Origin of the sequence: Pseudomonas sp. S07E 245, assembly GCF_019599025.1 — a bacterium.
GTDB classification, from domain to species: Bacteria; Pseudomonadota; Gammaproteobacteria; order Pseudomonadales; family Pseudomonadaceae; genus Aquipseudomonas; species Aquipseudomonas shirazensis.
In genome coordinates, this window is the sequence record NZ_CP080625.1 from 3,554,108 (window position 1) to 3,580,661 (window position 26,554).

At 64.6% G+C, this 26,554-nt stretch carries 23 protein-coding genes; 8 read left to right on the forward strand and 15 right to left on the reverse strand.

Annotated elements, in window-relative coordinates; translation table 11 throughout:
* Positions 1–10: 10 nt before the first annotated feature.
* The 6 genes from K3F44_RS16280 to K3F44_RS16305 form a co-directional block, all read right to left on the reverse strand.
* On the reverse strand, positions 11–2,107 hold the full coding sequence (locus tag K3F44_RS16280) for a biotin/lipoyl-binding protein (RefSeq protein WP_220632602.1): 2,097 nt from the start codon (positions 2,105–2,107) through the stop codon (positions 11–13).
* Positions 2,104–3,417, reverse strand: coding sequence for an efflux RND transporter periplasmic adaptor subunit (locus K3F44_RS16285; protein ID WP_220632603.1), 1,314 nt, complete (start codon positions 3,415–3,417; stop codon positions 2,104–2,106). The genes K3F44_RS16280 and K3F44_RS16285 overlap by 4 nt, the downstream gene beginning before the upstream one ends.
* Positions 3,414–4,196: an efflux RND transporter periplasmic adaptor subunit gene (locus K3F44_RS16290; RefSeq protein ID WP_150571271.1), complete on the reverse strand. Its 783-nt coding sequence runs from the start codon at positions 4,194–4,196 to the stop codon at positions 3,414–3,416. Before K3F44_RS16290 ends, K3F44_RS16285 begins: the two co-directional genes overlap by 4 nt.
* Positions 4,197–4,549: 353 nt before the next feature.
* Positions 4,550–5,947 carry a GABA permease gene (gene gabP / locus K3F44_RS16295; protein WP_101322219.1) on the reverse strand — a complete coding sequence of 466 codons (1,398 nt, stop codon included), beginning with the start codon at positions 5,945–5,947 and terminating at the stop codon, positions 4,550–4,552.
* 519 nt (positions 5,948–6,466) lie between these two features.
* Positions 6,467–7,834 carry a glucarate dehydratase gene (gene gudD / locus K3F44_RS16300; RefSeq protein ID WP_220634200.1) on the reverse strand — a complete coding sequence of 456 codons (1,368 nt, stop codon included), beginning with the start codon at positions 7,832–7,834 and terminating at the stop codon, positions 6,467–6,469.
* Positions 7,835–7,858: 24 nt separating this feature from the next.
* Positions 7,859–9,208: an MFS transporter gene (locus K3F44_RS16305; RefSeq protein WP_101322220.1), complete on the reverse strand. Its 1,350-nt coding sequence runs from the start codon at positions 9,206–9,208 to the stop codon at positions 7,859–7,861.
* Positions 9,209–9,534: 326 nt separating this feature from the next.
* Between K3F44_RS16305 and K3F44_RS16310 the strand changes: the two genes are divergently transcribed.
* Positions 9,535–10,248, forward strand: a complete 714-nt coding sequence (locus K3F44_RS16310; RefSeq protein ID WP_101322221.1) for a FadR/GntR family transcriptional regulator — start codon at positions 9,535–9,537, stop codon at positions 10,246–10,248.
* Between the two features lie 133 nt (positions 10,249–10,381).
* On the opposite strand, the gene K3F44_RS16315 is transcribed toward K3F44_RS16310, so the two are convergent.
* The 4 genes from K3F44_RS16315 to K3F44_RS16330 all read right to left on the reverse strand — a co-directional run bounded on the left by K3F44_RS16315 (position 10,382) and on the right by K3F44_RS16330 (position 13,555).
* Entirely contained in the window at positions 10,382–11,392 is a 1,011-nt protein-coding gene (locus tag K3F44_RS16315) for an NAD(P)-dependent alcohol dehydrogenase (protein WP_150571272.1), read from the reverse strand.
* A 40-nt stretch (positions 11,393–11,432) separates the two neighbouring features.
* Positions 11,433–12,023: an HAD family hydrolase gene (locus K3F44_RS16320; RefSeq protein ID WP_101322223.1), complete on the reverse strand. Its 591-nt coding sequence runs from the start codon at positions 12,021–12,023 to the stop codon at positions 11,433–11,435.
* Entirely contained in the window at positions 12,020–12,889 is an 870-nt protein-coding gene (tesB, locus tag K3F44_RS16325; protein WP_101322224.1) for an acyl-CoA thioesterase II, read from the reverse strand. Before tesB ends, K3F44_RS16320 begins: the two co-directional genes overlap by 4 nt.
* Positions 12,890–12,985: 96 nt before the next feature.
* Positions 12,986–13,555, reverse strand: coding sequence for a GNAT family N-acetyltransferase (locus K3F44_RS16330; RefSeq protein ID WP_101322225.1), 570 nt, complete (start codon positions 13,553–13,555; stop codon positions 12,986–12,988).
* 126 nt (positions 13,556–13,681) lie between these two features.
* Here K3F44_RS16330 and K3F44_RS16335 point away from each other — a divergent pair, with 126 nt between their 5' ends.
* Both K3F44_RS16335 and K3F44_RS16340 read left to right on the forward strand, forming a co-directional pair.
* Complete coding sequence (locus K3F44_RS16335) at positions 13,682–14,596, forward strand: histone deacetylase (RefSeq protein ID WP_150571274.1); 915 nt, start codon at positions 13,682–13,684, stop codon at positions 14,594–14,596.
* Between the two features lie 152 nt (positions 14,597–14,748).
* The gene (locus K3F44_RS16340; protein ID WP_220632604.1) at positions 14,749–15,987 is read left to right on the forward strand and encodes a TIGR03862 family flavoprotein; all 1,239 of its coding nucleotides are present in this window, start codon (positions 14,749–14,751) and stop codon (positions 15,985–15,987) included.
* A gap of 46 nt (positions 15,988–16,033) precedes the next feature.
* On the opposite strand, the gene K3F44_RS16345 is transcribed toward K3F44_RS16340, so the two are convergent.
* From K3F44_RS16345 to K3F44_RS16355, 3 genes are all read right to left on the reverse strand, one after another.
* A complete protein-coding gene (locus tag K3F44_RS16345) occupies positions 16,034–17,365 on the reverse strand; it encodes a DEAD/DEAH box helicase (protein WP_103435085.1) in 1,332 nt (443 codons plus the stop codon).
* A 210-nt stretch (positions 17,366–17,575) separates the two neighbouring features.
* On the reverse strand, positions 17,576–18,055 hold the full coding sequence (locus K3F44_RS16350) for an NYN domain-containing protein (RefSeq protein ID WP_101322228.1): 480 nt from the start codon (positions 18,053–18,055) through the stop codon (positions 17,576–17,578).
* Between the two features lie 54 nt (positions 18,056–18,109).
* Positions 18,110–18,859 carry a DUF2076 domain-containing protein gene (locus K3F44_RS16355; protein WP_220632605.1) on the reverse strand — a complete coding sequence of 250 codons (750 nt, stop codon included), beginning with the start codon at positions 18,857–18,859 and terminating at the stop codon, positions 18,110–18,112.
* A 153-nt stretch (positions 18,860–19,012) separates the two neighbouring features.
* Between K3F44_RS16355 and K3F44_RS16360 the strand changes: the two genes are divergently transcribed.
* From K3F44_RS16360 to K3F44_RS16370, 3 genes are all read left to right on the forward strand, one after another.
* Positions 19,013–19,669: a YciC family protein gene (locus tag K3F44_RS16360; RefSeq protein ID WP_101322230.1), complete on the forward strand. Its 657-nt coding sequence runs from the start codon at positions 19,013–19,015 to the stop codon at positions 19,667–19,669.
* A gap of 65 nt (positions 19,670–19,734) precedes the next feature.
* The gene (locus tag K3F44_RS16365) at positions 19,735–20,832 is read left to right on the forward strand and encodes an endonuclease/exonuclease/phosphatase family protein (protein ID WP_220632606.1); all 1,098 of its coding nucleotides are present in this window, start codon (positions 19,735–19,737) and stop codon (positions 20,830–20,832) included.
* A 108-nt stretch (positions 20,833–20,940) separates the two neighbouring features.
* Entirely contained in the window at positions 20,941–21,453 is a 513-nt protein-coding gene (locus K3F44_RS16370; protein ID WP_188036716.1) for a hypothetical protein, read from the forward strand.
* Positions 21,454–21,463: 10 nt separating this feature from the next.
* Here K3F44_RS16370 and hrpB read toward each other — a convergent pair whose 3' ends face one another.
* On the reverse strand, positions 21,464–23,992 hold the full coding sequence (gene hrpB, locus K3F44_RS16375) for an ATP-dependent helicase HrpB (RefSeq protein WP_220632607.1): 2,529 nt from the start codon (positions 23,990–23,992) through the stop codon (positions 21,464–21,466).
* Between the two features lie 116 nt (positions 23,993–24,108).
* Here hrpB and K3F44_RS16380 point away from each other — a divergent pair, with 116 nt between their 5' ends.
* Entirely contained in the window at positions 24,109–24,528 is a 420-nt protein-coding gene (locus tag K3F44_RS16380) for a polyribonucleotide nucleotidyltransferase (protein ID WP_101322234.1), read from the forward strand.
* 22 nt (positions 24,529–24,550) lie between these two features.
* Positions 24,551–25,420 (forward strand): cation diffusion facilitator family transporter, encoded by an 870-nt coding sequence (locus tag K3F44_RS16385; protein ID WP_101322235.1) that lies wholly within the window; start codon positions 24,551–24,553, stop codon positions 25,418–25,420.
* 180 nt (positions 25,421–25,600) lie between these two features.
* Here the strand turns inward: K3F44_RS16385 and K3F44_RS16390 are convergent, their stop codons facing one another.
* Complete coding sequence (locus K3F44_RS16390) at positions 25,601–26,425, reverse strand: DUF6515 family protein (RefSeq protein WP_181107859.1); 825 nt, start codon at positions 26,423–26,425, stop codon at positions 25,601–25,603.
* Positions 26,426–26,554 lie beyond the last annotated feature (129 nt).

Below are 26,554 nucleotides of genomic sequence, written 5' to 3' on the forward strand. Positions count from 1 at the left end.
GAGCACAACTCTAGAAACCGCTTTCGCGCACACCCAGCGCTGCCAGGCGTCGCCACAGACCACCGAGCAACGACTCGCCAGCACCCTCCAGCACCACCGCGCCGCGCCGTGGCTGGTCGACTTCCGCTATGTCACTCAGCGGGCTCAGGCGCACGCCATATTGGGCCTGGACCGGCTCGGCGCGGTGCTGAGTGTCGCGGCGTACAGCAATCGGGCCGTGATGATCGGAGGTGAGCGCTTCAAGCTCGACATACCTAACGCCGGTGGCGTCGATTGTGTCCAGACGCACCTCGATAGCCGCCCGCGCCGGATCATCGGCAATGAAGCGCCCGGTACTGCCAGGCGCGACCCGCCACAGCGAGGCTTCGGCCAGATAACCCCGCAAGCGCACGCCAGGCTCGACGATTCGACCGAGGGTCTGGCTCGGGCTGAGCCACAGCCCGGGCGTCAACTCAGGCGGCAGGTCGCGCATTACCCCCGCTTGCGGCGCGCGGATCTGCAGGCGCTCGCGCTGGGCCGCCAGGCCGCGGTACTCGGCGACCGCCTCGGCCAGTTGCTGCTCGAGAATGCCCGCATCACCTGCGGTTTCGCTGCGGCTGGCCTGACGCCGTGACAGCAACTGCAGAATCTCGATTTCCCGGCGTACGATCACCTGCCGTGAATCCAGATCGGGCGACTCCAGTTCCAGCAGCAACTGGCCTTGGCTGACTACCTGGCCATCCTGCACATGCAGTGCGGTCAGGCGGGCGGCGACCGGCGCGTGCAATGCCGAAGTTCGTGAGGCTTCCAGCACTGCCGGCACTTCGACTGCGGTGCGCCACGGCAGCAACAACACCGCCAGCACGGCCAGCAAACCGGCGCCTAACCAGAACAACTTGTGCGGGGTCGCCTGAGCGCGCCGCTGCCACCAGTGGCGCAGCTCTTTGTACACCGGCAGGCCGATGAACCAGACCAGCTCCACCGCCATCAGAAATATCCCCAGCACCTTGAAGAACAGGTGATAGACCGCCAGGGCGATACCAAAAAACAGCACTGCGCGCCAGACCCACGAGCAGTAGCCCCACACCAGCAAACGTCGGCGCATCAACGTCGGCCACGGCTCCGGCGCAGGGTCGCCGTAGCCGAACAGCGTCTCGCGCAGTTGCCAGCGGCACAACGCAAACGAGCGGTTCTGCAGGTTCTCCACGCCCCACAGGTCGCTGACCAGAAAATATCCATCAAAGCGCATGAATGGGTTCAGGTTGATCAGCAAAGTCGTCACCCAGGTTGCAGTGGCCAGCATAAATGCCGCCGTGCGCGCCGGTCCGTCCGGCAGCAACGACCAGGCCAGCAGGGCCAACACTGCCAGCACCAGTTCGGCAAACACGCCACCGGCATCGATCAGCAAGCGCGAGCGACGGTCACTGACCCGCCAGGCATCGCTGACATCGGTGTAGAACATCGGCAGCAACACCATGAACGCCAGCCCCATGCTCTGCACTCGACAGCCCGCGCGCTTGGCCATGAACGCATGGCCAAATTCATGCAGCAGCTTGGCGAACGTCAACGCCACGCCAAATGCCAACACCCCGCCGAAGCTGAACAGGTGCGGAAAGGTCGCGATAAATCGCGACCAGTCACGCATCACCAGAAACAGGCCGAGGATGAACAGCAGCGGCAGGCAATAGCGCAGGATCCAGCCACCATTACGCTCAAGCACTGGCCAGGCACGATTGAGGAAAGCATCCGGACGCCACAGCGGGATGCGGAAAAACAGGTACTGGTGCAGCACCCGGGTACCCAGGCTCTGCCGGCTACCGGCGGCCTTGAGGCCATAGCTGGCGCGCTGGCGCGGGTCGAGTGCGGCGATCAGGTCGTGCTGGCCAAGAAATGTCAGCAGCTCTTCCAACAAGCCTTCCTGCAGGGGGATCCCTGGCTCGGCATTGGCCGCTGCCAACACCCGCTGCGGATCACCCAGCGCCCAGTGCCGCAGCAACCGCACCGCCGGGCTGCCCAACTTGAAATAACGCCCGCGCAGCGGGTCGGCCAGGGTCCATTGCGGCGCGCCATCGAACGCCGGGGCGGCCGCTGACAGCTGCAGGTCTGCACGCAGCGCCGGCAGCATCAAACACCCAGCCCTTGGCGCAGCGCGGCCAGCGGTTTACGCAGCAGGTAATACACCAGCGGCGCCCGCGCGCCATAAAGCTTGGCCGTGCCGCGCAGGCCAATGCGCGGCGGGCTGTCGGCAAAACTTGCATCCAGCCGATAGGCCAGTTGCCCGGCGGCGGTCAACTGCGCTTCATAGGCCGCACGTTCCAGGCTGGCGACGTGACGCTGCAACGGGTCACTGTCGAGAAACAGCGCCACTTCAGCGCCGGGCTGCAACGCGATGGCATCGCCCACCGGCAGCTCCATACGAAGCTGCGCCTGATTGGGGTCGGCAATCTGCATCAGCCGTTCACCGGTCTGCACCGGCTTGCCAGTCCAGCGCTCGGCATCGGCAAATACCGCGATGCCGGCGCGTTCGGCGCGAATCTCGCTGCGCGCCAGCAGTTGCCGGGCATAGTCGAGCTCGGCGCGTTTCTGCTCTACCCGCGCGGCGAGCAGATCGAGGCGGGCATTGGACTGCGCATCGGAGAATGCACGCTGGGTGCTGGCCTTGAGTTCAGCCTCGGCCACGTCCAGCGAGCGCTCGGCGACATCGGCCTGGGCCTTGAGGGTGGTAGAGTCGAGCCGCGCCAACAGCTCGCCCGCCTCCACCCGCTGGTTGGGTTTGACCAGGATCTCGGCCACCACCCCATCCAGCGGCGCGGCCACCACACGGCCGCCCAACGGCACCACTTCAGCGGGGGCCAGCACGGCCTGGCGCACCGGTACCAGTAGCACCAGCAAAGCTGCGCCAAGCACCATGGCAATGCGCCGCCGTGGCCAGCGCAGCCGCCACGGCTTGCCCGGGCGCAACGCCAACCAGGCATGCGCGTATGTCTCGGCCAGTTGCCCGAGCAAGGTCAGCTCGGCCTCGCTGAACGGCTGCTCGCGGGCCAGCCAGAGGCCACCGAAGGTTTTCCCCTGGCGATCGTTCAGCGGTAACCAGCAGGCGTGGGCGGCTGACAGCGCCTGCCACTCACCGACCGTCTGCTCGTCCAGCTCAGCCGGATCAACCGGCCCGGCCTCGGCGCCACGGCTGTGCAAGCTGGCGGCGGCGCGCTCGACGAACGCCACGAACGGCGCGTTGGCCTCGACCACGCTGATGCCGGTCAGCGCCTGCACCTTGCCCGCGATCAACAGCGCGGCATGGCGAAAACCAAATAAGGCCTGGCCATCGTTGACCATGGTGAAGCCCAGCTGCTCGGCCGTGGCCGCCTGCCGGGCCTGGCGCTGCAAGCCGAGAAATACAGCGAACGCGCGCTCGACAGCGCCGCCCGCCGCCGCGGTCATTGCAGCTCCGCGAAGTGCGCCGAACCGCTCATGCCCGCCAGCAACCCGGGGGCCTGTTGCGGCAACGTGCCGATCAGCAGCAAGGTCTGGCTGCCTTCATCGATGCGCGCGCCAACCCGCTTGACCTGAGCCTGCAGCGGCTGGCCGGTTTCATCGGGGACGAACTCAAAGGCTTGCCCAGGCTTGAGCCGGCCGAGCCAGCGCGACGGCACCAGCAACTGAATTTCCAGCGAGCGGTTGTCGACCACTTCCAGTAGCGGCGTGCCGCTGGCGACGCTTTCGTGCGGCTGGGCGCGGCGCTGCACCACGCGGCCATCGAACGGTGCGGTGATCACGCAGCGTTTGACCTGCACCTGGTAGACCTGCGCCTCGGCCTGCGCCTGCGCTTGCTTGGCTTCGGCCAACGACACGGCAAACTGGCCGACCGACTTCAGCGCGGCCAGTTGCTTGTTGTGATTGAGTTCTTCGCGGGCGGCGCGCACGGCGGCCTGAGCGGCATTGAGCTGGGCTTGATAGGCGCTGCAATCGAAGCGCGCCAGCACACTGCCCTTCTGGAACGCTTCACCGTCGCCGTAAGGCATCTCGACGATGCGCCCGGCCAGTTCGCTCGACAGCACCGCCTGGTCGCGCGCCCTGAGCACGCCGCGGGCGCTGGCCGGTGCCGCTTGCGCAGTGGCCTGGGGCGCGTCCAGCAGCGGATCTTTTGCAGGTTCGCTGGCCAGCGCCGGCACCAGATACAACATACCCATAACCACGGCCAATCCAGCAGCACGACGCATGTTGCGCACTCCATTGCGAACTCAGTGCGCGGAGTGTACGAAAAAAGTGATGGCACGGATACATCACGGCCATCGACTCTTTACGCCTGTTATCAGGGCAACTGCGATGAAGATGATCACCAGCCAGGTCAGGTCCGGGGGCAATCGCCGCATGAGTTCTGGGGGCAAGCTGAGGGCACTGACAAAGCCGCTCCAGACCGCGCACAGCAATGCCATGCACGGATCCCTGTAGGAGCGGCCTCGTGTCGCGAAAGGGTCGCGTAGCGGCCCCAAATTTTCCGCTTCGCCGCCAACATCGCCGGGCCAGCTGCGCTGGCCTTTCCGACCGGTCCGGCGCTCCGGCAAGGCCGCTCCTACAGGGGCAGCGCCTTGGCTGCGGCGGTGCGGGCGTGGCCGCGGGTAGTGATGATGCCAAGGAACGAGATGGCAATTGCCAGGCCCAGGGTTGCCGACACTTCAGCGCGGTGCTCGGGGGTGTACATCATCACGCTCAAGGCCGCGGCGATGAAGATGATCACCAGCCAGGTCAGGTACGGGAACAGCCACATGCGGAACTTGAGCTCGGTGTTCTCCCGCTCCAGGCGGCGGCGCATGCGCAGCTGCGAGATGGCGATGACCATGTACACCAACAGCGCAATCGCCCCGGAGCTGGCCAGCAGAAACTCGAACACACCGGCCGGAGCGAAATAGTTGAGGATCGCAATCGCCGCGCCGATCAAGGTGCTGCCGAACACAGCGGCACGCGGCACGCCGACCTTCGAGGTGTTTTTCAGCAGAGCCGGGGCGTCACCGCGTTTGGCCAGCGAATACATCATCCGTGAGGCGATGTAGATCGACGAGTTCATGCAGCTGGCCACGGCGACCAGCACCACGAAGTCGACCATGAACGCAGCGTTGGGGATGTTCATTATTTCCAGGGCGCGCTGGTACGAGCCTACCACCGCCAGTTGCGGGTCATTCCACGGCACGATCGAGATGATCACGAAGATCGACAGGATATAGAAGGTGCTGATCCGCCAGATCACCGAGCGGGTGGCCTTGGCGATGTTGCGCGACGGGTCGCTGGACTCGGAGGCGGCGATGGTCACCGCCTCGGTGCCGATAAAGCTGAACATCACGGTGATGAACGCGCCGATCACGGCCGACCAGCCTTTTGGTGCGAAGCCGCCGTACTCGTCTACCAACGTGCTGAGGCCGCTGACTTCGCGGTTGGGCAACCAGCCCAGCAACGCAGCAAAGCCCAGCCCGATAAAGCCGAGAATGGCCACGACCTTGAGGATGGCAAACCAGAACTCGAACTCGCCGTACTTGGCCACGCTGAACAGGTTGGTGCCGGCCAGCAGAATGATCGAGGCCAGGGCAAAGATCCAACTGTCCACCTGCGGGAACCAGGCGTTGAGCACATGCCCGGCGGCAAGGGCTTCGATGGGGATTACCAGGACCCAGAACCACCAGTACAGCCAGCCGATGGTGTAGCCGGCCCAGCGACCGATGGCCTGGTCGGCGTAGGTTGAAAACGAACCGGTGTCGGGGTGCGCGACGGCCATTTCGCCGAGCATGCGCATCACCAGCACCACCAAGGTACCGGCAACGAAATAAGAAATGATGGTGGCTGGGCCGGCTGCCGCAATGGCATGCCCGGAGCCGACGAAGAGCCCCGCTCCGATAATGCCGGCGATGGACAGCATCGTGACGTGACGGGGTTTGAACCCTTGCGCGAGGTTACTTCCAGCAGATCCCACGGTGTTCATTGATCTTGTTCTCTTTTTGCTGACACAAGGAAGGACGGGCAGGCGTAGGCGAAAATAATCTCCTTCGAATACAAGGGGGTAGGCACATTTCTTGTGCTCTTGGCGGGACGTTTTACACGCTTTACAGAGCAGCGCGCCAGCTCGAATGCACATCCATTTAACCGGGCCAGAGCGGCTGGAAATTATGCGAGACCGCCTTGCAGGTGCGCGATCACGACAGCGGATATCGAATCGCGGCAAATGTCGTGAATGGCATATCTGATTGCGCCATGGCGCGCTGGAGGGGTAGCAACGGACAGGGTTTTCTGTCGGGTACAGCCGTGGATTGCCGATGCGCGGTCTGTGTAGGAGCGGCCTTGCCGGGGCGCCGGACCGGTCGGAAAGGCCTGCGTAGCGGGCCCAGATCTGAGCTTCGCCGCCGATATCGCCAGGCCCGCTTTGCGGGCCTTTCCGACCGGTCCGGCGCCCCGGCAGGGCCGCTCCTACAAAGACCGCGTCGCTCGAATGCTACACGGTCTTCTAGCGCACCAGGCAAGGCCGCTTGTTATCGAATTTCCACCCCGGGATCAGGTACTGCATCGCCACCCCATCATCCCGCGCACCCAAACCCATGTTGCGATAGCACTCATGCGCCTCGGCCAACTGATCTTCATCCAGCTCCACCCCCAACCCCGGTCGCGCCGGCACGCGCACATGGCCATCGATAATCCGCAGCGGCTCACGGGTCAAACGCTGGCCGTCCTGCCAGATCCAATGCGTGTCGATCGCCGTGATCTCGCCCGGCGCCGCGGCCGCCACCTGGGTGAACATCGCCAGGGAAATATCAAAGTGGTTGTTCGAATGCGAACCCCAGGTCAAGCCCCAGTCATGGCACATCTGCGCGACGCGCACCGAGCCTTGCATGGTCCAGAAGTGCGGATCGGCCAGCGGGATATCCACCGACTGCAGCTGGATCGCATGGCCCATCTGCCGCCAGTCGGTGGCGATCATGTTGGTCGCGGTCGGCAGCCCGGTGGCACGGCGGAACTCGGCCATCACCTCACGCCCGGAGTAACCGTTTTCGGCTCCGCAAGGGTCTTCGGCGTAGGCCAGCACATGGTGCTGGTCACGGCACAGTGCAATCGCTTGCTTGAGTGACCAGGCGCCGTTGGGGTCGAGGGTGATGCGCGCTTGCGGGAAGCGTTCGGCCAGGGCGGTAACCGCTTCGATCTCGTCCTCACCCCGCAGCACGCCGCCCTTGAGCTTGAAGTCGCTGAAGCCGTAACGGGCCTTGGCGGCCTCGGCCAGGCGTACGATAGCTTCTGGGGTCATGGCTTTTTCGTGGCGCACGCGCAGCCAATCGTCATCGGCATCGTGTTCGTTACGGTAGGCCAGATCGGTCTGCTGGCGGTCGCCGATGTAGAACAGGTAGCCGAGCATCTTCACCGCATCGCGCTGCTGGCCTTCACCGAGCAAGGCGGCGATGGGCACGCCGAGGTGCTGGCCGAGCAGGTCGAGCAGCGCTGACTCGATGGCCGTCACCGCGTGTACGGTAATGCGCAGGTCGAAGGTTTGCAGGCCGCGGCCGCCGACGTCGCGCCCGGCAAAGGTCTGGCGCATGGCGTTGAGCACGCGCTGGTAATGGCCGATGGGCTGGCCGACTACCAGGCTGCGGGCGTCTTCGAGGGTCTGGCGGATGGTCTCGCCACCAGGTACTTCGCCCACGCCGGTGTTGCCGGCGCTGTCGCGCAGCACGACGATATTGCGCGTGAAGTACGGGCCATGGGCGCCGCTGAGGTTGAGCAGCATGCTGTCGTGGCCGGCTACCGGCACCACGCGCAAATCGGTGACCACGGGGGTGCCATTGTGAGCCTGGGTGGCGTTCAAGGTGTCTGCTGGGTTATGCATAGTCATTATTGTTGTCCTGCCGGGTCAGTGGGTCTGGCTCAGGGCCGACTGCGGTTTGAGGTCATTGGGCGTGTTGGCCTTGGGGCCGGTGCGCACGAAGAACACTACGATCGCCGCCAGTACCGAGGTCACCGCCAGGCCATACAGGCCGCCCTGGATCGAGCCGGTGTGCTGCTCGAGCAAGCCGAAGGTGGTTGGCGCGACAAAGCCGCCGAGGTTGCCGACCGAGTTGATCAAGGCGATCACCGCCGCGGCGATGCGCGCATCCAGGTAGCCCTGCGGGATCGGCCAGAACAGCGCCGAAGCCGACTTGAAGCCGATGGCGGCAAAGCACACCGCGACAAAGGCGAACACCGGGCCACCGGTGGTGGACATGAACATGCCGATGGCGGCGATGATCAGCGCCGCGGCGACCCACGCTTGCTGGAACTTCCAGCGGGCAGAACCGGCGGCGAAGGCATACATGGCGATGATCGAGATCAGCCACGGGATCGAGTTGAAGAAGCCGACCTGGATGTCGGACAGATCACCCATGCGCTTGATGATGCTCGGCAGCCAGAAGGTCGCGGCGTAAATGGTCAGCTGGATACAGAAGTAGATGCCGCAGAACAGCAGAATCTGCCGGTCCTTGAGCAGGCGCCAGGCCGAGGTCTTGACCACCCCGCTCGCCTCGCGCTCACGCTGCTCGCGGTCGATGGTCTCGACCAGCGCGTCCTGCTCGGCACGGCTCAGCCACTTGGCGTCGTGGGGTTTGGAGTCGAGCCAGAACCACACCACAAAGGTCAGGCACACCGAGGCCATGCCTTCGATAAACAGCATCCATTGCCAGCCATGCATGCCGAAGCCCTGAATCTGCATGAGCATGCCGGCCAACGGCCCGGAGATCAGCGAGGCGACCGCCGAACCACTGAGGAAGATCGCAATCGCCTTGCCACGCTCAGCCGCAGGCAACCAGCGGGTGAAGTAATAGATCACCCCCGGAAAGAACCCCGCCTCGGCCACGCCAAGCAAAAAGCGCAGCACATAGAACTGGGTTTCGGTCTGGACGAAGGCCATGGCGGTTGCCACCAGGCCCCAGGTGAACATGATCCGGGTCAGCCACACACGGGCGCCGACGCGCTGCAGAAGCATGTTCGACGGCACCTCGAACAAGGCGTAGCCGATAAAGAACAGCCCGGCGCCAAAGCCGTAGGCGGCGGCGCTGATGCCGAGGTCGCTCTCCAGGTGCGGGCGGACGAAGCCGATATTGACGCGGTCCAGGTAATTGACGATGAACATGATGACGAACAGCGGCAGGACGTGGCGTTTGACCTTGGCCACGGCGCTGGTCAACACGTCGTCACGCCGTGCGGACGGAGCGAGGGTGTCGTTCACTGCAGAATCTCCCACTAATTGTTTTTGTGCGGGTCGATGGCGGTCACAGCGGCGGGCAGCGCGCTTGGTTGTCTGACATGCCAGTGGAGGCCAGAATAGGCCTCACGCAGTTGTACGACAAGATGCTGAACGGTCAGAAAAAAGCGAAATACAAGCTTATAAAGTGAATAAAATCGGCAAAAATAATGAATAGGGTTTAAACAACGACAGCACCTGTCTGATTTGTGCCGATGAAAATAATTTGAAATTTCAACTTGTCAGACAAGCTCTGATGCTAATCTCGCCGCGAGCCCCTGGCACTTGTCTGAACCGTTGCGGAGCCGCCCATGACCGCCCCCGAAGCCATCGATCCCCCGCGTAAACGTGGCCACAGCCGCGCCCATGATCTGGTCTCGAGCCTGACCCAGCAGATTCTGCTCGGCACCTTCAAGCCCGGCGACAAGCTGCCCTCGGAAAACACCTTGGTACGCGAGCACGCCGTCAGCCGCACTGTGGTGCGCGAGGCGTTATCCAAGTTGCAGGCTTCCGGCCTGGTCGAGCCGCGCCATGGCATTGGCACTTTCGTTATCGAACGCCAGGCACAAAGCGGCCTGCGCGTCGGCGCCGAAAGCGCAGCCAGCGTGCGTGATCTGCTGGAATTACGGATTGGTCTGGAAGGCCAGGCTGCGGCGTTGGCCGCGCTGCGCCGAACTGACAGTCAGTTGCAGCGTATGCGCCAGGCACTGGATGACCATCAGGACCTCGCCGCCGCCGGCGACAGTTGCATCGAACCCGACCGGCGCTTTCACCTGCTGATCGCCGAGGCCACCGGCAACCTGTATTTCAGCGAGACCATGGCGCAACTGGGCAGCGGCTTGATCCCGCGCAACCGCATGGCGGCCGATGAGCGCTCAGGTGCCAAGCTGGCCCGGCATGCCTACCTGGCCAACCTGGAACATGAGGCGATCCTCAATGCCATCCGCCGGCAGGACCCGGATGCGGCGCGGGCAGCGATCTGCCTGCACCTGTCCAACAGCCGCGACCGCTTGCTGCCCGAGTGAAGAGTCGGGGACGCCGGGGGCGCTTCGCGACACAAGGCCGCTCCTACAGGTGACCGCGTAAGTCGTTGGTACGCGGTAGTCTGTAGGAGCGGCCTTGTGTCGCGAAAGGGCTGCAAAGCAGCCCCCAACGTCCTCAAAACGTCAGACAGATCTTGCCGAAGTGGCGATTGCTTTCCTGATGCTGGAACGCCTCGACGATCTGTTCCAGCTCGAAGTGCTTATCGACCACCGGCCGCAAGCCATTGGCGTCGATAGCGCGAACCATCGCCTGCTGCTGCGCGCGGCTGCCGACCAGCACGCCTTGCAGACGAATCTGCCGCACCAGCGCCTGCACCAATGGCAACTCCCCGGCGACGCCGGTAAGAATCCCGATCAGCGAGATATGCCCGCCAATCCGCGCCGCGATCATTGACTGCTCAAGGGTGGCCGGGCCGCCGACTTCAATCACATGATCGACGCCGCGATTGTCAGTCAGCTTGCGCACCTGCTCGCCCCAGGCCGGGGTGCTGCGGTAGTTGATCACATGATCGGCGCCCAGCGCCTTGAGCCGCTCCAGCTTGGCATCGCTGGACGATGTAGCGATCACCGTAGCGCCGGCCAGCTTGGCGAACTGCAGGGCAAAAATGGATACGCCACCGGTGCCCTGCACCAGCACGCTGTCACCCGGTTTGAGCTGATCATCGGCCATCAATGCACGCCAGGCAGTCAGCCCTGCCGTGGTCAGGGTAGCGGCCTCGGCATGGCTATAGCCACTGGGCGCACGGGTGAACGAGGTCGCGCGCGCAGTAACCTGCTGGCGCGCATAGCCATCGATACCATCGCCAGGCACGCTGGCAAAACCCTCGACCAGCGGCTGGCCGTCGAGCCAGTCGGGGAAGAACGTGCTGACCACCGCATCGCCGACCTTGAACTCGGTGACGCCCGCGCCCACCGCCGTCACTTGCCCAGCGCCATCGGCCATCGGAATGCGCCGCTCGCTCGGCCCCCACATGCCGCTGACCACGGCAAAGTCATGGTAGTTGAGCGAGCTGGCGTGCAGGCGCACGCTGATCTCGCCGGCCTGCGGCGCGGCAGCCTCGCAGGTGCCGATCTGGACGTTGGCGTAACCGCCGCCAGGCTGAACATAGATGGCTTTGCTGGTCATGGCAGCTGTTCCTCAGTGAGTGGTTGGGGGGCTGTGCAGCTTAGCCGAGCATCGCCTGCAGCTGGCGGCAGTCGGCGGCGTGCCAGTCGGTCAGCTCTGGCCAGGGGTTGTCCGGCAGGTTGACCAGTACCGTGCGTGCGCCCGCGGTGCGGCCGCATTCCAGGTCGATGCGGTAGTCGCCGACCATCACCAGCTCGCTGGGGTCGACGTCCCAGGCCTGGGCGATTTTCAGCAGGCCGTCGGGGCTTGGCTTGGGCGCGGCTTCATCGCGGCCGAGCACCAGCTCCTTGGCAAAGCAATCGGCCAGGCCGATGGCCTCGAGGGTGACGTGGGCCAGCTCGCGGGCATTACGGGTGAGGATCGCCAACTGGCAACCACGCCCGGCCAGCTCGCGCACCAGCTCGACCGCGCCCGTTGCGGCAGTCGACGCCACGGCCAGGTCACGCTCGTGTTCGAGCAACCAGGCGTGCTTGGCTTCGGCCTCGGCAGCAGGCAAGGCGGCCAGATGGGTAAGAATATCGTCCTCGGGCGGAATGCCCAGCGCTACCCGGATGGCGGCAAAATCATGCACCGCCACGGTCAGCGTGCCGTCCATGTCGAACACCCAGTTGCGTACTGTCGAGAGGCTCATGACCAGTCCTTGCGATGGCGAATCAGGCCTTCCTGAGCCGACGAGGCAACCAGTTGCCCGGCGCGGTTGTAGATGCTGCCGCGGCAGAAGCCACGGGCGTTGCCGGCCCACGGGCTGTCGGTGGCATACAGCAGCCAGTCATCGGCGCGCAGGTCACGGTGGAACCACAGCGAGTGGTCGAGGCTGGCAATCTGCATGTCCTTCTGCCACACCGACTTGGCATGGGGCAGCAGCGCGGTGGTCAGCAGGCCAAAGTCGGAGGCGTAGGCGAGCAGGTATTTGTGCAGCGCGGGCACGTCGGGCAGGCTGCCGCTGGTACGGAACCAGGCGTATTTGACCGGGTCGCCGGGCTTGGGGTTGAACGGGTCGCGCTCGGTTACCGGGCGCACTTCGATCGGCCGATCACACAGCACCTTGTCGCGGATGCGCTCGGGCAGTTGCTCGGCCATGGCGCTGGCCAGTTCGACTTCGCTGGGGAGGTTTTCCGGGCCGACCACATCGGGCATCTGCGCCTGGTGCTCGAAGCTTTCTTCGTCGTACTGGAACGAGGCGCTGCAGGTAAAGATGGTGTGGCCTTTCTGGATCGCAGTCACCCGACGGGTGCTGAAGCTGCCACCGTCACGCACGCGATCAACCGAATACACCACCGGCAGGCTGGCATCGCCCGGGCGCAAGAAATAGCCATGCAGCGAATGCACATGGCGGGCGTCTTCGACTGTCTGGCTGGCAGCCGACAGCGCCTGGCCGAGCACCTGGCCGCCGTACAACTGGCGAAAGCCCAGGTCCTGGCTGCGGCCACGGAACAGGTTTTCCTCGATCGCTTCAAGGCTCAACAGGTCGACCAGGTCGTCCAACACGTGGCTCATGGGGGTGTTCTCCTAGCTAGGCAGCACGGCGCTACAGCATTTTTGAAAGACAAGATGATACAGAATTTGTCATCAGCGCTACGCATGCAGCGCCATTCAGCCGTGCAGGGTGTCCTGCCAGTGGGCGCGATCGATGCGGTACAGCACATGCCGGCGCAGCGGGTCATCGGCGGCAAGCTTGGGGTGGTCGAAGCTGCCGTCGAGGTCCTGCTGCATGCCAATGGCCTGCATGACCTTCTGCGACGCCAGGTTGCTCTCGCTGGTGAACGACACCACCTGCTCCAGACGCAGCTGGGCGAAGGCGCAGCGCAGGCAGGTCCAGGCCGCTTCGCTGGCAAAACCCAGGCCCCAGTGCCGGCGGGCCAGGCGCCAGCCGATTTCCACCGCCGGGGCGAACGGCGCGTCGAAGTTGACGTTGAGCAGGCCGGTCATGCCGATGAACGCGCCGGTGTCCTTGCGCTCCAGCGCCCACAGGCCGTAGCCGTATTCATTGAAGTGACCGCGCACCCGGCCGATCAGCGCAGCGGCCTCGACCCGGCTCAACGGCGCCGGGAAGTAACGCATTACCTGGGGGTCAGCAGACATCGCGGCAAACTCGGCGAGGTCTTCGTCGTGCCACTGGCGCAAGATCAGGCGGGCGCTCTCAAGTTTGGGGATCAGCGTCATCAGCCAGCTCCGAAAAGGTCGTATCGCATCTTACAGGGTAGGCCCAGCAACGCGGCGGCGCCCGGCAATAGCCCAACGGCCACCGGAGCTGGCACTATCCACACACATCTCTAGTGCGATCCCATCATGCCGTTGCCGCTGATCTACCACGACGACTACAGCCCGGAGTTTCCCGCCGAGCACCGCTTCCCGATGGACAAGTTTCGCCTGCTGCGCGACCACCTGATCGACAGCGGCCTGACCCGCGACGAGGATTTGCTGCGCCCCGATATCTGCCCCAACGACATCCTCGCGCTGGCCCACGACCGCAGCTATATCGAGCGCTACATGAGCGGCGAGCTGTCCCGCGAGGACCAGCGCCGGCTTGGCCTACCCTGGAGCGAAGCGCTCGCCCGGCGCACCGTGCGGGCGGTCGGTGGCTCGCTGTTGAGCGCCGAGATGGCCCTGCGCGACGGCGTCGCCTGCCACCTCGCCGGCGGTACTCATCATGCCCACTACGACCACCCGGCAGGCTTTTGCATCTTCAATGACCTGGCGGTGATCAGCCGTTATCTGCTGGAGGCCGGGCGCGTGCACCGGGTGCTGATCTTCGACTGCGACGTGCATCAAGGCGACGGCACCGCACGCATGCTGCAAGACACGCCGGAGGCGATCACCGTGTCGCTGCACTGCGAGCAGAACTTCCCCGCGCGCAAGGCGCAGAGCGATTGGGACATCCCGCTGCCGCGGGGCATGGGCGACGCCGAGTACTTACAGGTGGTGGATGACGCGCTCAACTATTTGCTGCCGCTGTATCAGCCCGATCTGGTGCTGTACGACGCCGGAGTCGATGTGCACAAGGATGACGCGCTGGGTTACCTGCAACTGACCGACGAAGGCCTGGCGGCGCGCGATGAAAAGGTCCTGCGGCATTGCCTGGGGCGGGATATCCCGGTGGTCGGGGTGATTGGTGGCGGCTACAGCAAGGACCGCCTGGCCTTGGCCAAGCGCCATGGCATCCTTCATCACACTGCAGCGCGTGTCATCAGTTGTTCACAATGACTGTGGAACCGCCTGTGGATAACCTGCTGGCAACCCGCTGCAGGCCTCTAGCTGTATGGCCTGCAAAGCACTGATCATTTTTTGACCAGTGCTTGCGAAAGCGTGCTTGGGGTAGAATGCCGGCTCTTTTCCACAGCCCGTTGCCACCGACCATGTCTGATCTTGACCCTGCTCGCCCTCCTCTGGTTGCCGTTATCGGTGCCGGCCCTGCCGGGCTGATGGCCGCCGAAGCCCTGGCGGCGTCGGGCGCAGCGGTGCAGGTGTTCGACGCCATGCCGTCGGTGGGGCGCAAGTTTCTCCTGGCGGGCGTTGGCGGGATGAACATCACCCATTCCGAGCCCTACCCCGCGTTTGTCGGCCGCTACGCCGAGCGCAGCCGCGAGATCGACGCGCTGTTACGCGACTTTGATGCCGACGCGCTGCGCCAGTGGATACATGATCTCGGCATCGAGACCTTTGTCGGCACCTCCGGGCGGGTGTTCCCCACCGATATGAAAGCCGCGCCGTTGCTGCGCGCCTGGCTCAAACGCCTGCGCGACAGCGGCGTAGTTATCCACACCCGCCATCGTTGGTTGGGCTGGAATGCCGAGGGCGCGCTGCGGATAGCTTATCCACAGGGCGAACTGAGCGTACAGGCTGATGCCGTGGTGCTGGCGCTGGGTGGCGGCAGTTGGGCACGGCTCGGCTCTGACGGCGCCTGGCTGCCATTGCTGGCAAAGCGGGCTGTGGATATCTTGCCATTGCAGCCGAGCAACTGTGGTTTTGAAGTAGCAGGCTGGAGCGAACTGCTGGTGAGCAAGTTTGCCGGGGCACCGCTGAAGAACATCGCTCTGGCCATGCCCGGCAGCCCGCCGCGCAAGGGCGAATTCATCCTCACCGCCCAAGGCGTCGAAGGCAGCCTGGTGTATGCCTGGTCGGCGCCGGTACGGGAGGCGATCAACCGCCAGGGCCGCGCTACCCTGCTGCTCGATCTGCTTCCAGACAAGCCTGTGGACAAAATCGCCCAGGCCCTGGCCAAGCCACGTGGCTCGCGCTCGATGGCCAAGCATCTGCACAGTCAGTTGGCCATCGATGGCGTGAAGGCGGGGTTGTTGCGTGAGCTGACCGATCAGGCCACGTTTGCTGACCCGCAGGCACTGGCGGCGGCGATCAAGGCGCTGCCGATCGAGCTGGTACGCACGCGGCCGCTGGACGAGGCCATCAGCAGTGCCGGTGGGGTGCGTTTTACTGGGCTGGATGAGGGCTTGATGCTGCGTCAGCTACCGGGGGTGTTCTGCGCTGGCGAGATGCTCGACTGGGAGGCACCGACCGGCGGCTATCTGCTCACGGCGTGCTTTGCCAGTGGCTTGCGTGCGGGCAAGGCTGCGGCCGAGTGGCTCAACGCCCGCTGATGGCGAGTCGAGCCGAACGCAGGGTCTGCGCTCGGCTCTGATCAGCCTACGGCTTGCGCTTGCGCGGGCCACCGTTGAAGCTCGGCACCTTGCGCACGGCTTTCACCGCTGGCTTGGCGTCGGCCGAATCAGTGCTGTCCATCCATTTGCCCAGACCACGCTTGGCGCTGTTTTCCTTGGGCTTCTTGGGCTTTTTCGGTTTCTTGATCACTTGCCCGCTGGCGTCGGTCAGCGGCACCCGGTGCTCGGGGATAAAGTCCGGTTCTTCGTGGCGCGGCAGGGTCTGGCGGATCAGCGTTTCAATCGCCGAGAGCATCTGCACTTCATCGGCGCATACCAGCGAAATCGCCTCGCCTTTGTTGCCGGCCCGGCCGGTACGGCCAATCCGGTGCACGTAGTCTTCGGCGACGATTGGCATGTCGAGGTTGACCACCAGCGGCAGGTCGTCGATGTCCAGGCCACGGGCGGCCACGTCGGTAGCAACCAGCACCTGAATCTCGCGGGCCTTGAAGGTATCCAGCGCGCGCTGGCGAGTCGCTTGCGGGCGATCGCCGTGGATGCCGTCGGCCACTACGCCTTCGGCGAGCAGGCGCTCGACCAGTTGATCGACGCCGTTACGGGTCTTGGCAAACACCAACACCTGCTTCCAGCGCTGCTTGCGCAGCAGGTAGCAGAACAGGTCGGCCTTGCGCTTCTTGTCGACCGGCACCAGCCACTGTTTGACGGTATTGGCAGCGGCGTTGCGCGGGCTGACTTCGATGCTCAGTGGGTCGTTCAGGGCGAGGCCTGCGAGCATGCGGATCTGCTCGGAGAAGGTCGCCGAAAACAGCAGGGTCTGGCGCTTGCGCGGCAGTGCGGCGTACACCGATTGCAGTTCTTCGGCAAAGCCCAGATCGAGCATGCGGTCGGCTTCGTCGAGCACCAGCATCTGCACCTGGCCGAACTTGACCGCTTTTTGCCGGAACAGGTCGAGCAGCCGGCCTGGGGTCGCCACCAGCAGATCGACACCACGGCGCAGGCGCATCATCTGCGGGTTGATGCTGACCCCGCCGTACACGGCGTAGGTCGAGACCGGCAGGTTTTCGGCGTATTGCTGGACGTTGGCATGGACCTGCTCGGCCAGCTCGCGGGTCGGCACCAGGATCAGTGCGCGGATCGAATTGCTGGCGACCTTCTCACCTTCCAGCGCCAGCCGCTGCAACACCGGCAGGGCAAAGCCTGCGGTCTTGCCGGTGCCGGTCTGGGCGGCGGCCATCAGGTCGCGGCCAGCCAGCACGGCGGGGATGGCCTGGGCCTGCACGGGCGTCGGGGTGGAGTAGTCGCGCTGCTGCAAGGTGCGCAGCAGCGGTTCGATCAGGCCGAGTTGGGCGAAATTCATTTCAATACCGTCAGGGGGGTTCAGCGAAGGCGGCAGTTTAACCTGCGAACACCGCTGCCTGACAGATCGAACACGATCCCCGTAGGAGCGGCCTTGTGTCGCGAAAGGGCTGCGCAGCGGCCCCGACTATTTGTGATGCGGCATAAATCCTGGGGCCGCTACGCGACCCCTTCGCGACACAAGGCCGCTCCCACAGGGGACCGCGTACGATCAGTGGCGCAACAACAGATGCCCCTCGATCGGCACATAGCGGCTGGCCGCACGTATCAACGACAACGCCGTCAACCCCGGCGTGCCATACACCACTGCTTCTACCCCGTGACGCTGAATCGCCCGCTCCAGCAGCAGATCAAAGTCACCATCGCCAGACGCCAGCACGACCTGGTCGACCCGGCTGGCCGCTTCGATCACATCCAGGGTAATGCCGACATCCCAATCGCCCTTGGCCGAGCCATCGCTGCGCTGGATATAAGGCTTGAGGCGCACCTCGAAACCGAGGTTGCGCAGAATCTGCTGAAACTGCTGTTGCTTGCTGTCGCCGCGATCAATCGCATAGGCCACCGCTTCGACAATGGTGCCTTCGCGGCTCACTTCGGCCCACAGCGCTGCATAGTTGAAGTGGCAGCCGTGGGCCTGGCGGACGGTGTAGTAGAGGTTCTGCACGTCGGCGAACAGCGCGATTTTTTTCATCCAGGCCTCGGCTGAGCGGGCAGGCGCCCGCAAAGCTGAGCAGTATGCCAGCTGTCAGACGAAGCTGTCGTCGTCGCTGAAGAAGCCGCCATCGTCATTGCCATAATCAGTGTCGGCGTAGCCGCCCTGGTCAGCGCCGTAGCCACCGTTGTCGGCCACCTGCTGCTGCGCGCCCTGGTCCTGCCAGCCGCCGCTGTCACTGGCCGGCGCCGGTTCTTCCTTGATCACCTCGACCACTTCGTCTGGCTGCGAGTTGTGGTGGAACATGCTGCTGATGCCCTGCGCCAGCAGCACGCCACCGGCAACTCCGGCTGCCGTCTGCATGGCCCCACCGAGAAAACTCGATGCACCCGAGCGGGCCGGCGCGGCATTGAACGCCGATTGCTGCTGCGGTTGCTGGGCTGGTGCTGGCGCGTTGTACGCAGCAGGCGCAGGGTCACGCCAGCCACCGCCAGACGTTGCTGGAGCTGGGCGCTGCGGCTGCGGATCAGGGCTGCGGCTACCAGCACCAAAGATGCTCGACAGGAAGCCACCGCTGTTGGTGTTGCTGCTGCGGGTCGCATCGACCTGGGCGCGGGCCTGCTTCAGCTCGGCCTCCAGCTGCTTGTTCTTTTCATCCAGCTGCTTGAGCGCAGCCTCCTGCACCAGGATCGCCTGGGCCATGTAGTACGGCGCCGCCGGTTGCGTGCGCAGGTGCGCTTCAATGCAGGCCTGGGCCTGGGCATCGCGCGGCTGGTTGGGGTCTTCGGCTTGCTTGATACGGCCAAACAGGCCATCGATCAGCGATTGTTCTTCGGTATTCATGCTTACCTCACGCGCTGGGCGGGACATCGGATGCGTCAAAGATGGGGGGTGGCGGCGCGGGATTCAATCGGCGCACGGGTGAAACTTTTTTCAGCAAGGGCCGGAGTGGGCTAAAGTTACGCCCCTGCTATTACTGCCATGCGATGTTGACTGATGAATCCGCTGAGCGTTCTGCGCGACTCCCTGTACTTTTTCCGCCGCCACCTGGCGAGCATCGTCCAGCTCTGCCTGCCGTTGATCGTGCTCGAGGCACTGGCCACCCAACTGCTCTATCGCCAGCTCGGCGACAGCGCCTCGCCGGTCTACGGCATGCTTGTCAGCCTGCTGCTGTACCCGCTGTACAGTGCGGCGCTGATCCTCTACCTGGACACCCGCAGCCAAGACCAGCACATCGCCAAGCGCGATCTGTTTGCCCGCGCCGTGCAGCTGTGGCCGCCGCTGGCCTTGCTGATCATGATCAGCACCTTGTTGATCATGGCCGGCCTGGCACTGTTCGTGTTTCCCGGCATCTGGATCATGATCAACCTGGTGTTTGCCGAGTACCTGCTGGTGCTGCGCGGCATGCCGTTGATGCAGGCCATGCGCGAAAGCGCGCGGATGACCACCGGCCATTTCATGCGCATTCTGGTCTGCGTGTTCGTTTCGCTGGCACCGGCATGGCTGCTCGACGGCCTGTTGCTGATGGCCTTCCCCGACCCCGCCGGTGGCGTGCAATTGGCCATGGACAGCCTCAGTGGGCTGCTGCAGTTGTTCAGCAGCGTGGTGCTGTTCCGCATCTTCATGCTGCTTGAGGCCAATGCTGGCGCCTGAGCCACGCTGACACGGCGCCACCACCTTGGGTATGCTGGCGCCATTCGCACCGACAAGCCGAGCCGATGATCCGACTACTGCGCAACGTCCTGTTGTTGATTTTCCTGGCGCTGGCCTTGCTTTGGTTGCTGGCCAACCATCTGGGCTGGCAACCTGCCCCGCGTGAAGCGCTGCCAGTCGCCTGTCAGAGCCCGGCGCCAGTCCTGCAAGCTGGCCAGCCGCTGAAGGTGATGAGCTGGAACGTGCAGCACCTGGCCGGCAAACGCTATGTGTTCTGGAACGACCAGGGCCAGGGCAGCGATACCCGCGCCACCGCTGAAGACCTGGCGTTCACCCTCGATGAGGTAGCGCGGGTAATCCGTGCCGAGCAGCCTGATGTGGTGCTGCTGCAGGAGCTGGACAAGGACGCCAAGGCCAGCGATTACCAGGACCAGCTCGGCCTGCTCCACGAGCGTCTGGCCGACCTCTACCCGTGCAGCGTGCAGAGCTATCAGTGGCAGGCTGGCTTTGTCCCCGACCGGCATATCTTCGGCAGCGTGGGCCGCACCCTGGCTACCCTCAGTCGCTACTCGATCGCCAAGGCCGAGCGCCTGCAAATGCCCAATGACGTGAGCGGCCCGCTGAGCCGGCTGCTCGAGCAGCAACCGGCGTTGCAGGTCAGCTATCTGCCGTTGAGCGACGGCAGCCGGCTGGCGGTGCTCAACACCCAGCTGTCGCCCTACCGCGCCGGCAGCGACCTGCAAAGGCGGCAGATGAACCACGTCAGCAAGGTCGTCGACCGCCTCGAAAGACAGGGTACGCCGTGGCTGCTCGGCGGCGACTTCAAGCAGTTGCCGCTAGGCCAGTATCGCCGCCTGCCGCCTGCCCAGCGTGGCAGCTACGCCCCGGACAGCGACCTGCACCTGCTCTGGGACAAGTACCCGATGATCCCCAGCAATCCTGAAGCCAGCGGCGCCGAGCGGGCATTGTGGCTGACCCACTTCCCCAACGACCCGGCCCTCAGCGGGCCCGATCGCAGTGTCGACTTCATCTTCCATAGCCCGCGCCTGCTGCGCTTGCAGGCCTATGTGCTGGGCAACGGCACCGAGCAGATTTCCGATCACCTGCCCGTACGCGCCGACCTCGCCATGCCTGGGCCGCAGCGCCCGCCTCGGGGTGAATGAGCACAGCCAGGAAAGGCTTCAGGCTCCGTTGAGCTGAGCTCGCAACCTAAGGTGTAACGCCGCCCGGGACCGTGCGGCTCATTCCCTAGGCACTGCGAGGCACACTCCATGAACCCAAGCATCATCGATACATACGCCAATTCATTTCGCGCCAGGCTGTATCTGCATGAAGAGGGTCGAAATACGCCACTGCGGCTGAGCCAGCCGAACGATAAGTTCTCTTGGGGCGTGAGCCCAGAAAACGACTGGCTGCAAACGGGGGGCAATGAACCTTCATTGATCATCTCCTTCGACTACCACTCGATGGAAGACAACCGCTTGCACTATCACTTGCACATCCCTGGCCGGAGCAAGCAAGGCTCCGCCCCGCAGGTACCGCGCAGACTGGGAGTCAGCACGAACGGCTATCTGGGCTTCTACTGGATCGCAGAGGTGACCGATTACTGGAAAATTGAACCCCTGCAAGAGACCGAAGAAGGCCTGCTGTGTCATCTGCGCGACCACCTCGGACACAGAGTCGGTACCTTGGAAGACACTCCCCATCACCAACCTGGCCGGTTCAACTACCTGAATATCAGCGAAAGTGAGATCGCCACCTTCCTCCTGCAAAAAACCAGCTAGCCCTCACTGCTCAGGTCCCTCGCGGTTTGACCCGCGCGGTGGCCTGCGCGATCAGCGGATCATCAGGCCAGTAGTGCTTGGGATAACGGCCTTTAAGGTCTTTCTTCACCTCGGCATAAGTCATGCGCCAAAAGTTGGCCAGATCCTGGGTCACCTGCACTGGCCGGCGTGCCGGCGACAGCAGGTGCAGCTTGACCTGCTGGCGGCCCTGGGCGATGCGTGGGGTGTCGGCCAGACCGAACAGCTCTTGCAGGCGCACCGCCAGAATCGGCGGCGTCTCGCTGTAGTCCAGGCGGATGCTCGAGCCGGAGGGCACATCCAGATGCTGCGGCGCCCACTCTTCCAGCCGCTGCGGCAGCGGCCAGGGCAGCAGATTGCGCAGGATCGACGACAGATCCAGCTGGGCGAAATGGCTGAGCCGCGAGACTTTGCCCAGATACGGCTGTAACCAATCTTCGAGGCTGTCGAGCAGGGCCTGGTCAGACAGATCGGGCCAGTCGCTGGCGCCGTTCTGCGCCATATCAAGCTGGCGCAGCAGAGCCACCCGCGCTTGCCACTGGCGCAGCTCCGGGGTCCACGGCAACAAGGCCAGACTCTTGCGTCGGACCAGCCCGAGCAGCGCCTGCGCGCGGGCTTCATCGTTGAGCCCCGGCAGGGCTTCACGGCTCAGCACCAGCTCACCGACCTTGCGCTGGCGCTCGGCGCGCAGGACCTGCTCGCGCTCATCCCAGTCGAGCAGGTCGAGGGTTTGCACCTGTTCGGCGAGCACGCCGTCGAACAACTCAGGGTCGAACTCGGCAGCCAGATAGATCCGTTCTTCACGCTGGCCCTGGCGGCTGCCGAGGTCGGCAATCACCAGCCACGGGCACTTCATCAGCCCATCGACCTCGGCAAACAACGCTGCGCGACCATTGGCCAGACGGTACTCGGCACTGCCTTCACGGCGCTGTTGGGCAACCCGGTCTGGATACGCCAGCGCCAGCAGTGCACCGAGCCAGCGTGGATGCTTCGGGTCGACGACCGGCGTCTGCGCGCTGCCACGCAGCAGACCGCGGTATTGGCGCGCCAACTGGCGGGCACGCTGCACGCCGCCTTGCGCACCGCGCACTGCTTTGCTCTGGCCGCTGAGCAGTGCCAGCCGGCTGTGCAGATCAGCGCCGCCACCGCGCTGGATGTCACGCTCGCCCAGCAGCGCGGCGACGTCACAGGCCATTTCGCTCAGGCCCAGCTGCTGACCGCGCAGCAACAGATGGGCGATCCGTGGATGCGCGGGCAGTTCGGCCATGGCCTGGCCATGACTACTCAGGTTGCTGCGGCTGGCCGGTTTGAAGGCGCCAAGCCGGGCCAGCAGGTCTTGCGACTGGGCGTAGGCAGCGGCAGGCGGCTGGTCGAGCCAGCTCAACTGGTCCGGGCCCACGCCCCAGCGCGCCAGTTGCAGCGCCAGCCCGGCCAGGTCGGCCTGGAGAATTTCTGCGGTGCCGTGGGCGGCCAATTGTTCATGCTGCGCTTCGGACCACAGCCGGTAGCACACGCCCGGCTCCAGCCGCCCTGCCCGCCCGGCGCGCTGGGTGGCGCTGGCGCGGGAGATGCGTTGAGTGTCGAGGCGGGTCATGCCGCTGCCCGGGTCAAACCGCGGCACCCGCGCCAGGCCGGCGTCGATCACCACCCGCACGCCATCGATGGTCAGGCTGGTTTCGGCAATGTTGGTCGCCAGCACCACCTTGCGCTGGCCGCTGGCAGGCGGCTCGATGGCAGCACGCTGGGCGTTCAGGTCAAGCTCGCCGTGCAGCGGGCAGAGGATGATGTCGGAGCGCTCGCCGACGGCTTCCTGCAGGCTTTGCTGGACTCGGCGGATCTCGGCCTGGCCGGGCAGAAACACCAGCAGGCTGCCGCTTTGATCGGCCAGCGCCTGCAGCACGCAGTCGACCACCCGCGGCTCGACGAACTCACCCGGCTGCATCGGCCGGCCCCACTGGATCGTTACCGGGTGCATGCGGCCCTGGCTGCTGACCACCGGAGCGTCGTCGAGCAGGCGCGCCAAGCGCTCGCCTTCGAGGGTTGCCGACATCAAGAGGATTTTCAGCGCTGGCTCGTCGCGCAGCAGCGCCCGCCCGTTGAGGGTCAGCGCCAGCGCCAGATCGGCGTCCAGTGAGCGTTCGTGAAACTCGTCGAAAATCAGCAGGCCTACACCTTCCAGCGCCGGGTCCGACTGCAGCCGGCGGGTCAGGATGCCTTCGGTGACCACTTCGATGCGGGTGTTCGGCCCGACCTTGCTGTCCAGCCGAATCCGATAGCCGACCGTTTCCCCGACCTGCTCGCCCAGCTCGCTGGCGAGCCGCTCGGCTGCGGCCCGAGCGGCCAGGCGGCGTGGCTCGAGCATGATGATGCGCTGGCCGGCCAGCCACGGCTCGTCGAGCAGGGCCAGCGGCACGCGGGTGGTCTTGCCGGCGCCAGGCGGCGCTTCCAGCACGGCTTCGTGGCGCGCGCTGAGCGCCTGGCGCAGGGCGGGCAGTACGGCATCGATTGGTAATGAAATCATGGTGGTCCTCGAACGAGGCGCCGAGTATAACGGCGAACCGGGCGAGGCCCGATAGGTCATACTATCGGCAGCAGGCCGCTGGCCTGTTTCGTTGCGATTTTCCATCGGAGATTTACATGCGCATTCATTCCCGCGTCATCGGTGGCGCCCTGGTTGCCACCCTGCTGACTCAGCTGACGGCCTGCGGCACGTTGTTCTATCCAGATCGCCGTGGCCAGATCGAAGGCAAGGTCGACCCGGTGATCGTCGCCCTCGATGCCATCGGCATTCTGTTCTACGTAATCCCGGGCTTGATCGCCTTTGGTGTCGACTTTGCCACTGGCGCGATCTACTACCCCGGCGGCACCACCGCCCAGGTCGACCCGGCCAAGCTCAAGCCGGCGGTGAATGCCGATGGCAGCATCGACAACAGCAAGCTGCAGGCTATTCTCGAAAGCGAACTGGGCCAGCGCCTGCCGCTCAACGACCCGCGCCTGATCCAGCACCGCGGCAGCGTCGAGCAGTTGGCCAGCTACGGCCTGATCCCGGCCGCCTGACACTTCGCAGGATGCTCAACGCATGACGCCCACTGCCGAACAGCAACGCTTGCTCCGCCTGGCCACTCGCGCTTCGCTGGCGGTGGCCTGCATTCTGGTGGTGAGCAAGGCGATTGCCTGGTGGCTGAGCGACTCGGTCAGCCTGCTGGCCGGGCTGACCGACTCGGCGCTGGATGCGGTGGCCTCGCTGCTCAACTTGCTGGCAGTGCACTACGCCCTGCGCCCGGCCGACGACGATCACCGCTTTGGCCATGGCAAGGCGGAAGCGCTGGCCGGCATGGCCCAGGCGTTGTTCATCGGCGCCAGCGCGGTGCTGATCGGGGTGCAGGCGGTGAGTCGTCTGCAGTCACCGCAGCCGCTGGGTGATACGGCGGCCGGTATCGGTGTGATGGTGTTATCGCTGGTGCTGACCGTGGCCCTGCTGGCACTGCAGCGCAAAGTGATCAAGGCCACCGGCTCGACCGCAGTGCGTGCCGATTCCCTGCATTACCGCTCCGACCTGTTGCTCAACGGCAGCATCCTGCTGGCGTTGCTGCTGGCCGGTTATGGCTGGCCGCAGCTGGACGCGCTGTTCGGCCTGGGCATTGCCTTGTATATCCTCTGGAGTGCAGTGCAGATTGCTCGGGAAAGTACGGCGATCCTGATGGACAAGGAGCTGCCCGGCGATGTCGCCGAGCAGATGCTGGCGCTGGTCACGGCCATCCCCGGGGTGCTCGGCGCGCATGATCTGCGTACGCGCGTGTCCGGCAGCTACTGGTTTGTGCAACTGCACCTTGAGCTGCCCGGCACGCTGTCACTGCATGATGCCCACGAGCTGTGCGTGCAAGCCTCGGCAGTGATCCGCGAGCGCTATCCGCAGGCGGATGTGATGGTGCATGCCGACCCGCTGTGATGTCAGTCAGGACGCCGGGGGGCGCTCTGCGCCCCTTTCGCGACACAAGGCCGCTCCTACAGGGACCGCGTAACGCCTGGTTTGCGCGGTCAACTGTAGGAGCGGCCTTGTGTCGCGAAAGGGCTGCAAAGCAGCCCCCGACATACTCGAACCAGACAAAAAAATCAGAAACGAGCGCTATCAGTTGATGCTGTACCCACGCCCACTAAGGCACGCCCCGAGCGAGCGCCGATACAGGTCGGCGACATTTGCCGCCGGCGCATAGCTGGCCTGGGCCGGATCGAAGCCGGACTGCTCGACAGCCCAGCGATGGCACTGATAGCGGTCCTGATCCTGCTGCTGTTGGTTTTGCCCGTAGCTTGGGTAAGCAACCACGTCATAACCACTGTTGGCCTGCAACGGTGGCACAGGCTGGCTGACCGGTGGATTCACTACCACGTACTCGCGACTGTCGGCCAGGTATTGGTAGTAGGTGTCAGCGACCAGAAAGAACAGCGCACCGCCGCGCCAGACTTCTCGCGCATACGGCGGCAGGTAACCGACGCGCACGCCGTAAGGTGGGCGCACCACTACGTAGCGAGGTCCCTGCGGCTGATACCAGTAGCCACCGGAGTAGAAATAATCGCGGCCGCGATAGGGCACCTTCCAGTGCTGTTCGGGGAAGCGGTCGATCGCCTGCCCGGGGTGGTACTGCGGGCCTGGCCCCCAACCATTGCCGTGACCATCGGGGCGACCTGACCAGTTGTCACCGGGGCGCTGACCGGGGCCGCCCGCCTGCCAATGGCGATTGTCGGGGCCACGGCGCGGGATGTCCTGGTAATAACCCTGACGGGGTTGCTCGGTCTGGCGTACTTCATCCCGAGAATTCAATGACGAGCCGGAACTACCGCCGCCATTCGGGTCTTGTGGCCCACGGCCATCGCCAGGCCCTTGCGCCTGCACTGCGGCGCTGATAGCCATTGCCAGCACACCTACCCCTGCCAACTGCCAGCCGCGCGACCTCATGGTATTCCTCTCGACAAGTAAAACCGCAACTGCCGCCAGTTTACCGCGCAGCATGCGTGGGCAGATGAAAATCCAGCCATAAAAAAGGGAGGCCAAGTGGCCTCCCTTTGCAATTGTCGTCCGTGCTCG

What these genes read in the sequence shown, in the direction of transcription:
- K3F44_RS16285 (WP_220632603.1), bottom strand. Translation starts at nt 3,417, where the DNA reads ATGACCGCGGCGGCGGGCGGCGCTGTCGAGCGCGCGTTCGCTGTATTT.
- K3F44_RS16290 (WP_150571271.1), bottom strand. Translation starts at nt 4,196, where the DNA reads ATGCGTCGTGCTGCTGGATTGGCCGTGGTTATGGGTATGTTGTATCTG.
- gabP (WP_101322219.1), bottom strand. Translation starts at nt 5,947, where the DNA reads ATGAACACCGTGGGATCTGCTGGAAGTAACCTCGCGCAAGGGTTCAAA.
- gudD (WP_220634200.1), bottom strand. Translation starts at nt 7,834, where the DNA reads ATGCATAACCCAGCAGACACCTTGAACGCCACCCAGGCTCACAATGGC.
- K3F44_RS16310 (WP_101322221.1), top strand. Translation starts at nt 9,535, where the DNA reads ATGACCGCCCCCGAAGCCATCGATCCCCCGCGTAAACGTGGCCACAGC.
- K3F44_RS16315 (WP_150571272.1), bottom strand. Translation starts at nt 11,392, where the DNA reads ATGACCAGCAAAGCCATCTATGTTCAGCCTGGCGGCGGTTACGCCAAC.
- K3F44_RS16320 (WP_101322223.1), bottom strand. Translation starts at nt 12,023, where the DNA reads ATGAGCCTCTCGACAGTACGCAACTGGGTGTTCGACATGGACGGCACG.
- tesB (WP_101322224.1), bottom strand. Translation starts at nt 12,889, where the DNA reads ATGAGCCACGTGTTGGACGACCTGGTCGACCTGTTGAGCCTTGAAGCG.
- K3F44_RS16330 (WP_101322225.1), bottom strand. Translation starts at nt 13,555, where the DNA reads ATGACGCTGATCCCCAAACTTGAGAGCGCCCGCCTGATCTTGCGCCAG.
- K3F44_RS16335 (WP_150571274.1), top strand. Translation starts at nt 13,682, where the DNA reads ATGCCGTTGCCGCTGATCTACCACGACGACTACAGCCCGGAGTTTCCC.
- K3F44_RS16340 (WP_220632604.1), top strand. Translation starts at nt 14,749, where the DNA reads ATGTCTGATCTTGACCCTGCTCGCCCTCCTCTGGTTGCCGTTATCGGT.
- K3F44_RS16345 (WP_103435085.1), bottom strand. Translation starts at nt 17,365, where the DNA reads ATGAATTTCGCCCAACTCGGCCTGATCGAACCGCTGCTGCGCACCTTG.
- K3F44_RS16350 (WP_101322228.1), bottom strand. Translation starts at nt 18,055, where the DNA reads ATGAAAAAAATCGCGCTGTTCGCCGACGTGCAGAACCTCTACTACACC.
- K3F44_RS16355 (WP_220632605.1), bottom strand. Translation starts at nt 18,859, where the DNA reads ATGAATACCGAAGAACAATCGCTGATCGATGGCCTGTTTGGCCGTATC.
- K3F44_RS16360 (WP_101322230.1), top strand. Translation starts at nt 19,013, where the DNA reads ATGAATCCGCTGAGCGTTCTGCGCGACTCCCTGTACTTTTTCCGCCGC.
- K3F44_RS16365 (WP_220632606.1), top strand. Translation starts at nt 19,735, where the DNA reads ATGATCCGACTACTGCGCAACGTCCTGTTGTTGATTTTCCTGGCGCTG.
- K3F44_RS16370 (WP_188036716.1), top strand. Translation starts at nt 20,941, where the DNA reads ATGAACCCAAGCATCATCGATACATACGCCAATTCATTTCGCGCCAGG.
- hrpB (WP_220632607.1), bottom strand. Translation starts at nt 23,992, where the DNA reads ATGATTTCATTACCAATCGATGCCGTACTGCCCGCCCTGCGCCAGGCG.
- K3F44_RS16380 (WP_101322234.1), top strand. Translation starts at nt 24,109, where the DNA reads ATGCGCATTCATTCCCGCGTCATCGGTGGCGCCCTGGTTGCCACCCTG.
- K3F44_RS16385 (WP_101322235.1), top strand. Translation starts at nt 24,551, where the DNA reads ATGACGCCCACTGCCGAACAGCAACGCTTGCTCCGCCTGGCCACTCGC.
- K3F44_RS16390 (WP_181107859.1), bottom strand. Translation starts at nt 26,425, where the DNA reads ATGAGGTCGCGCGGCTGGCAGTTGGCAGGGGTAGGTGTGCTGGCAATG.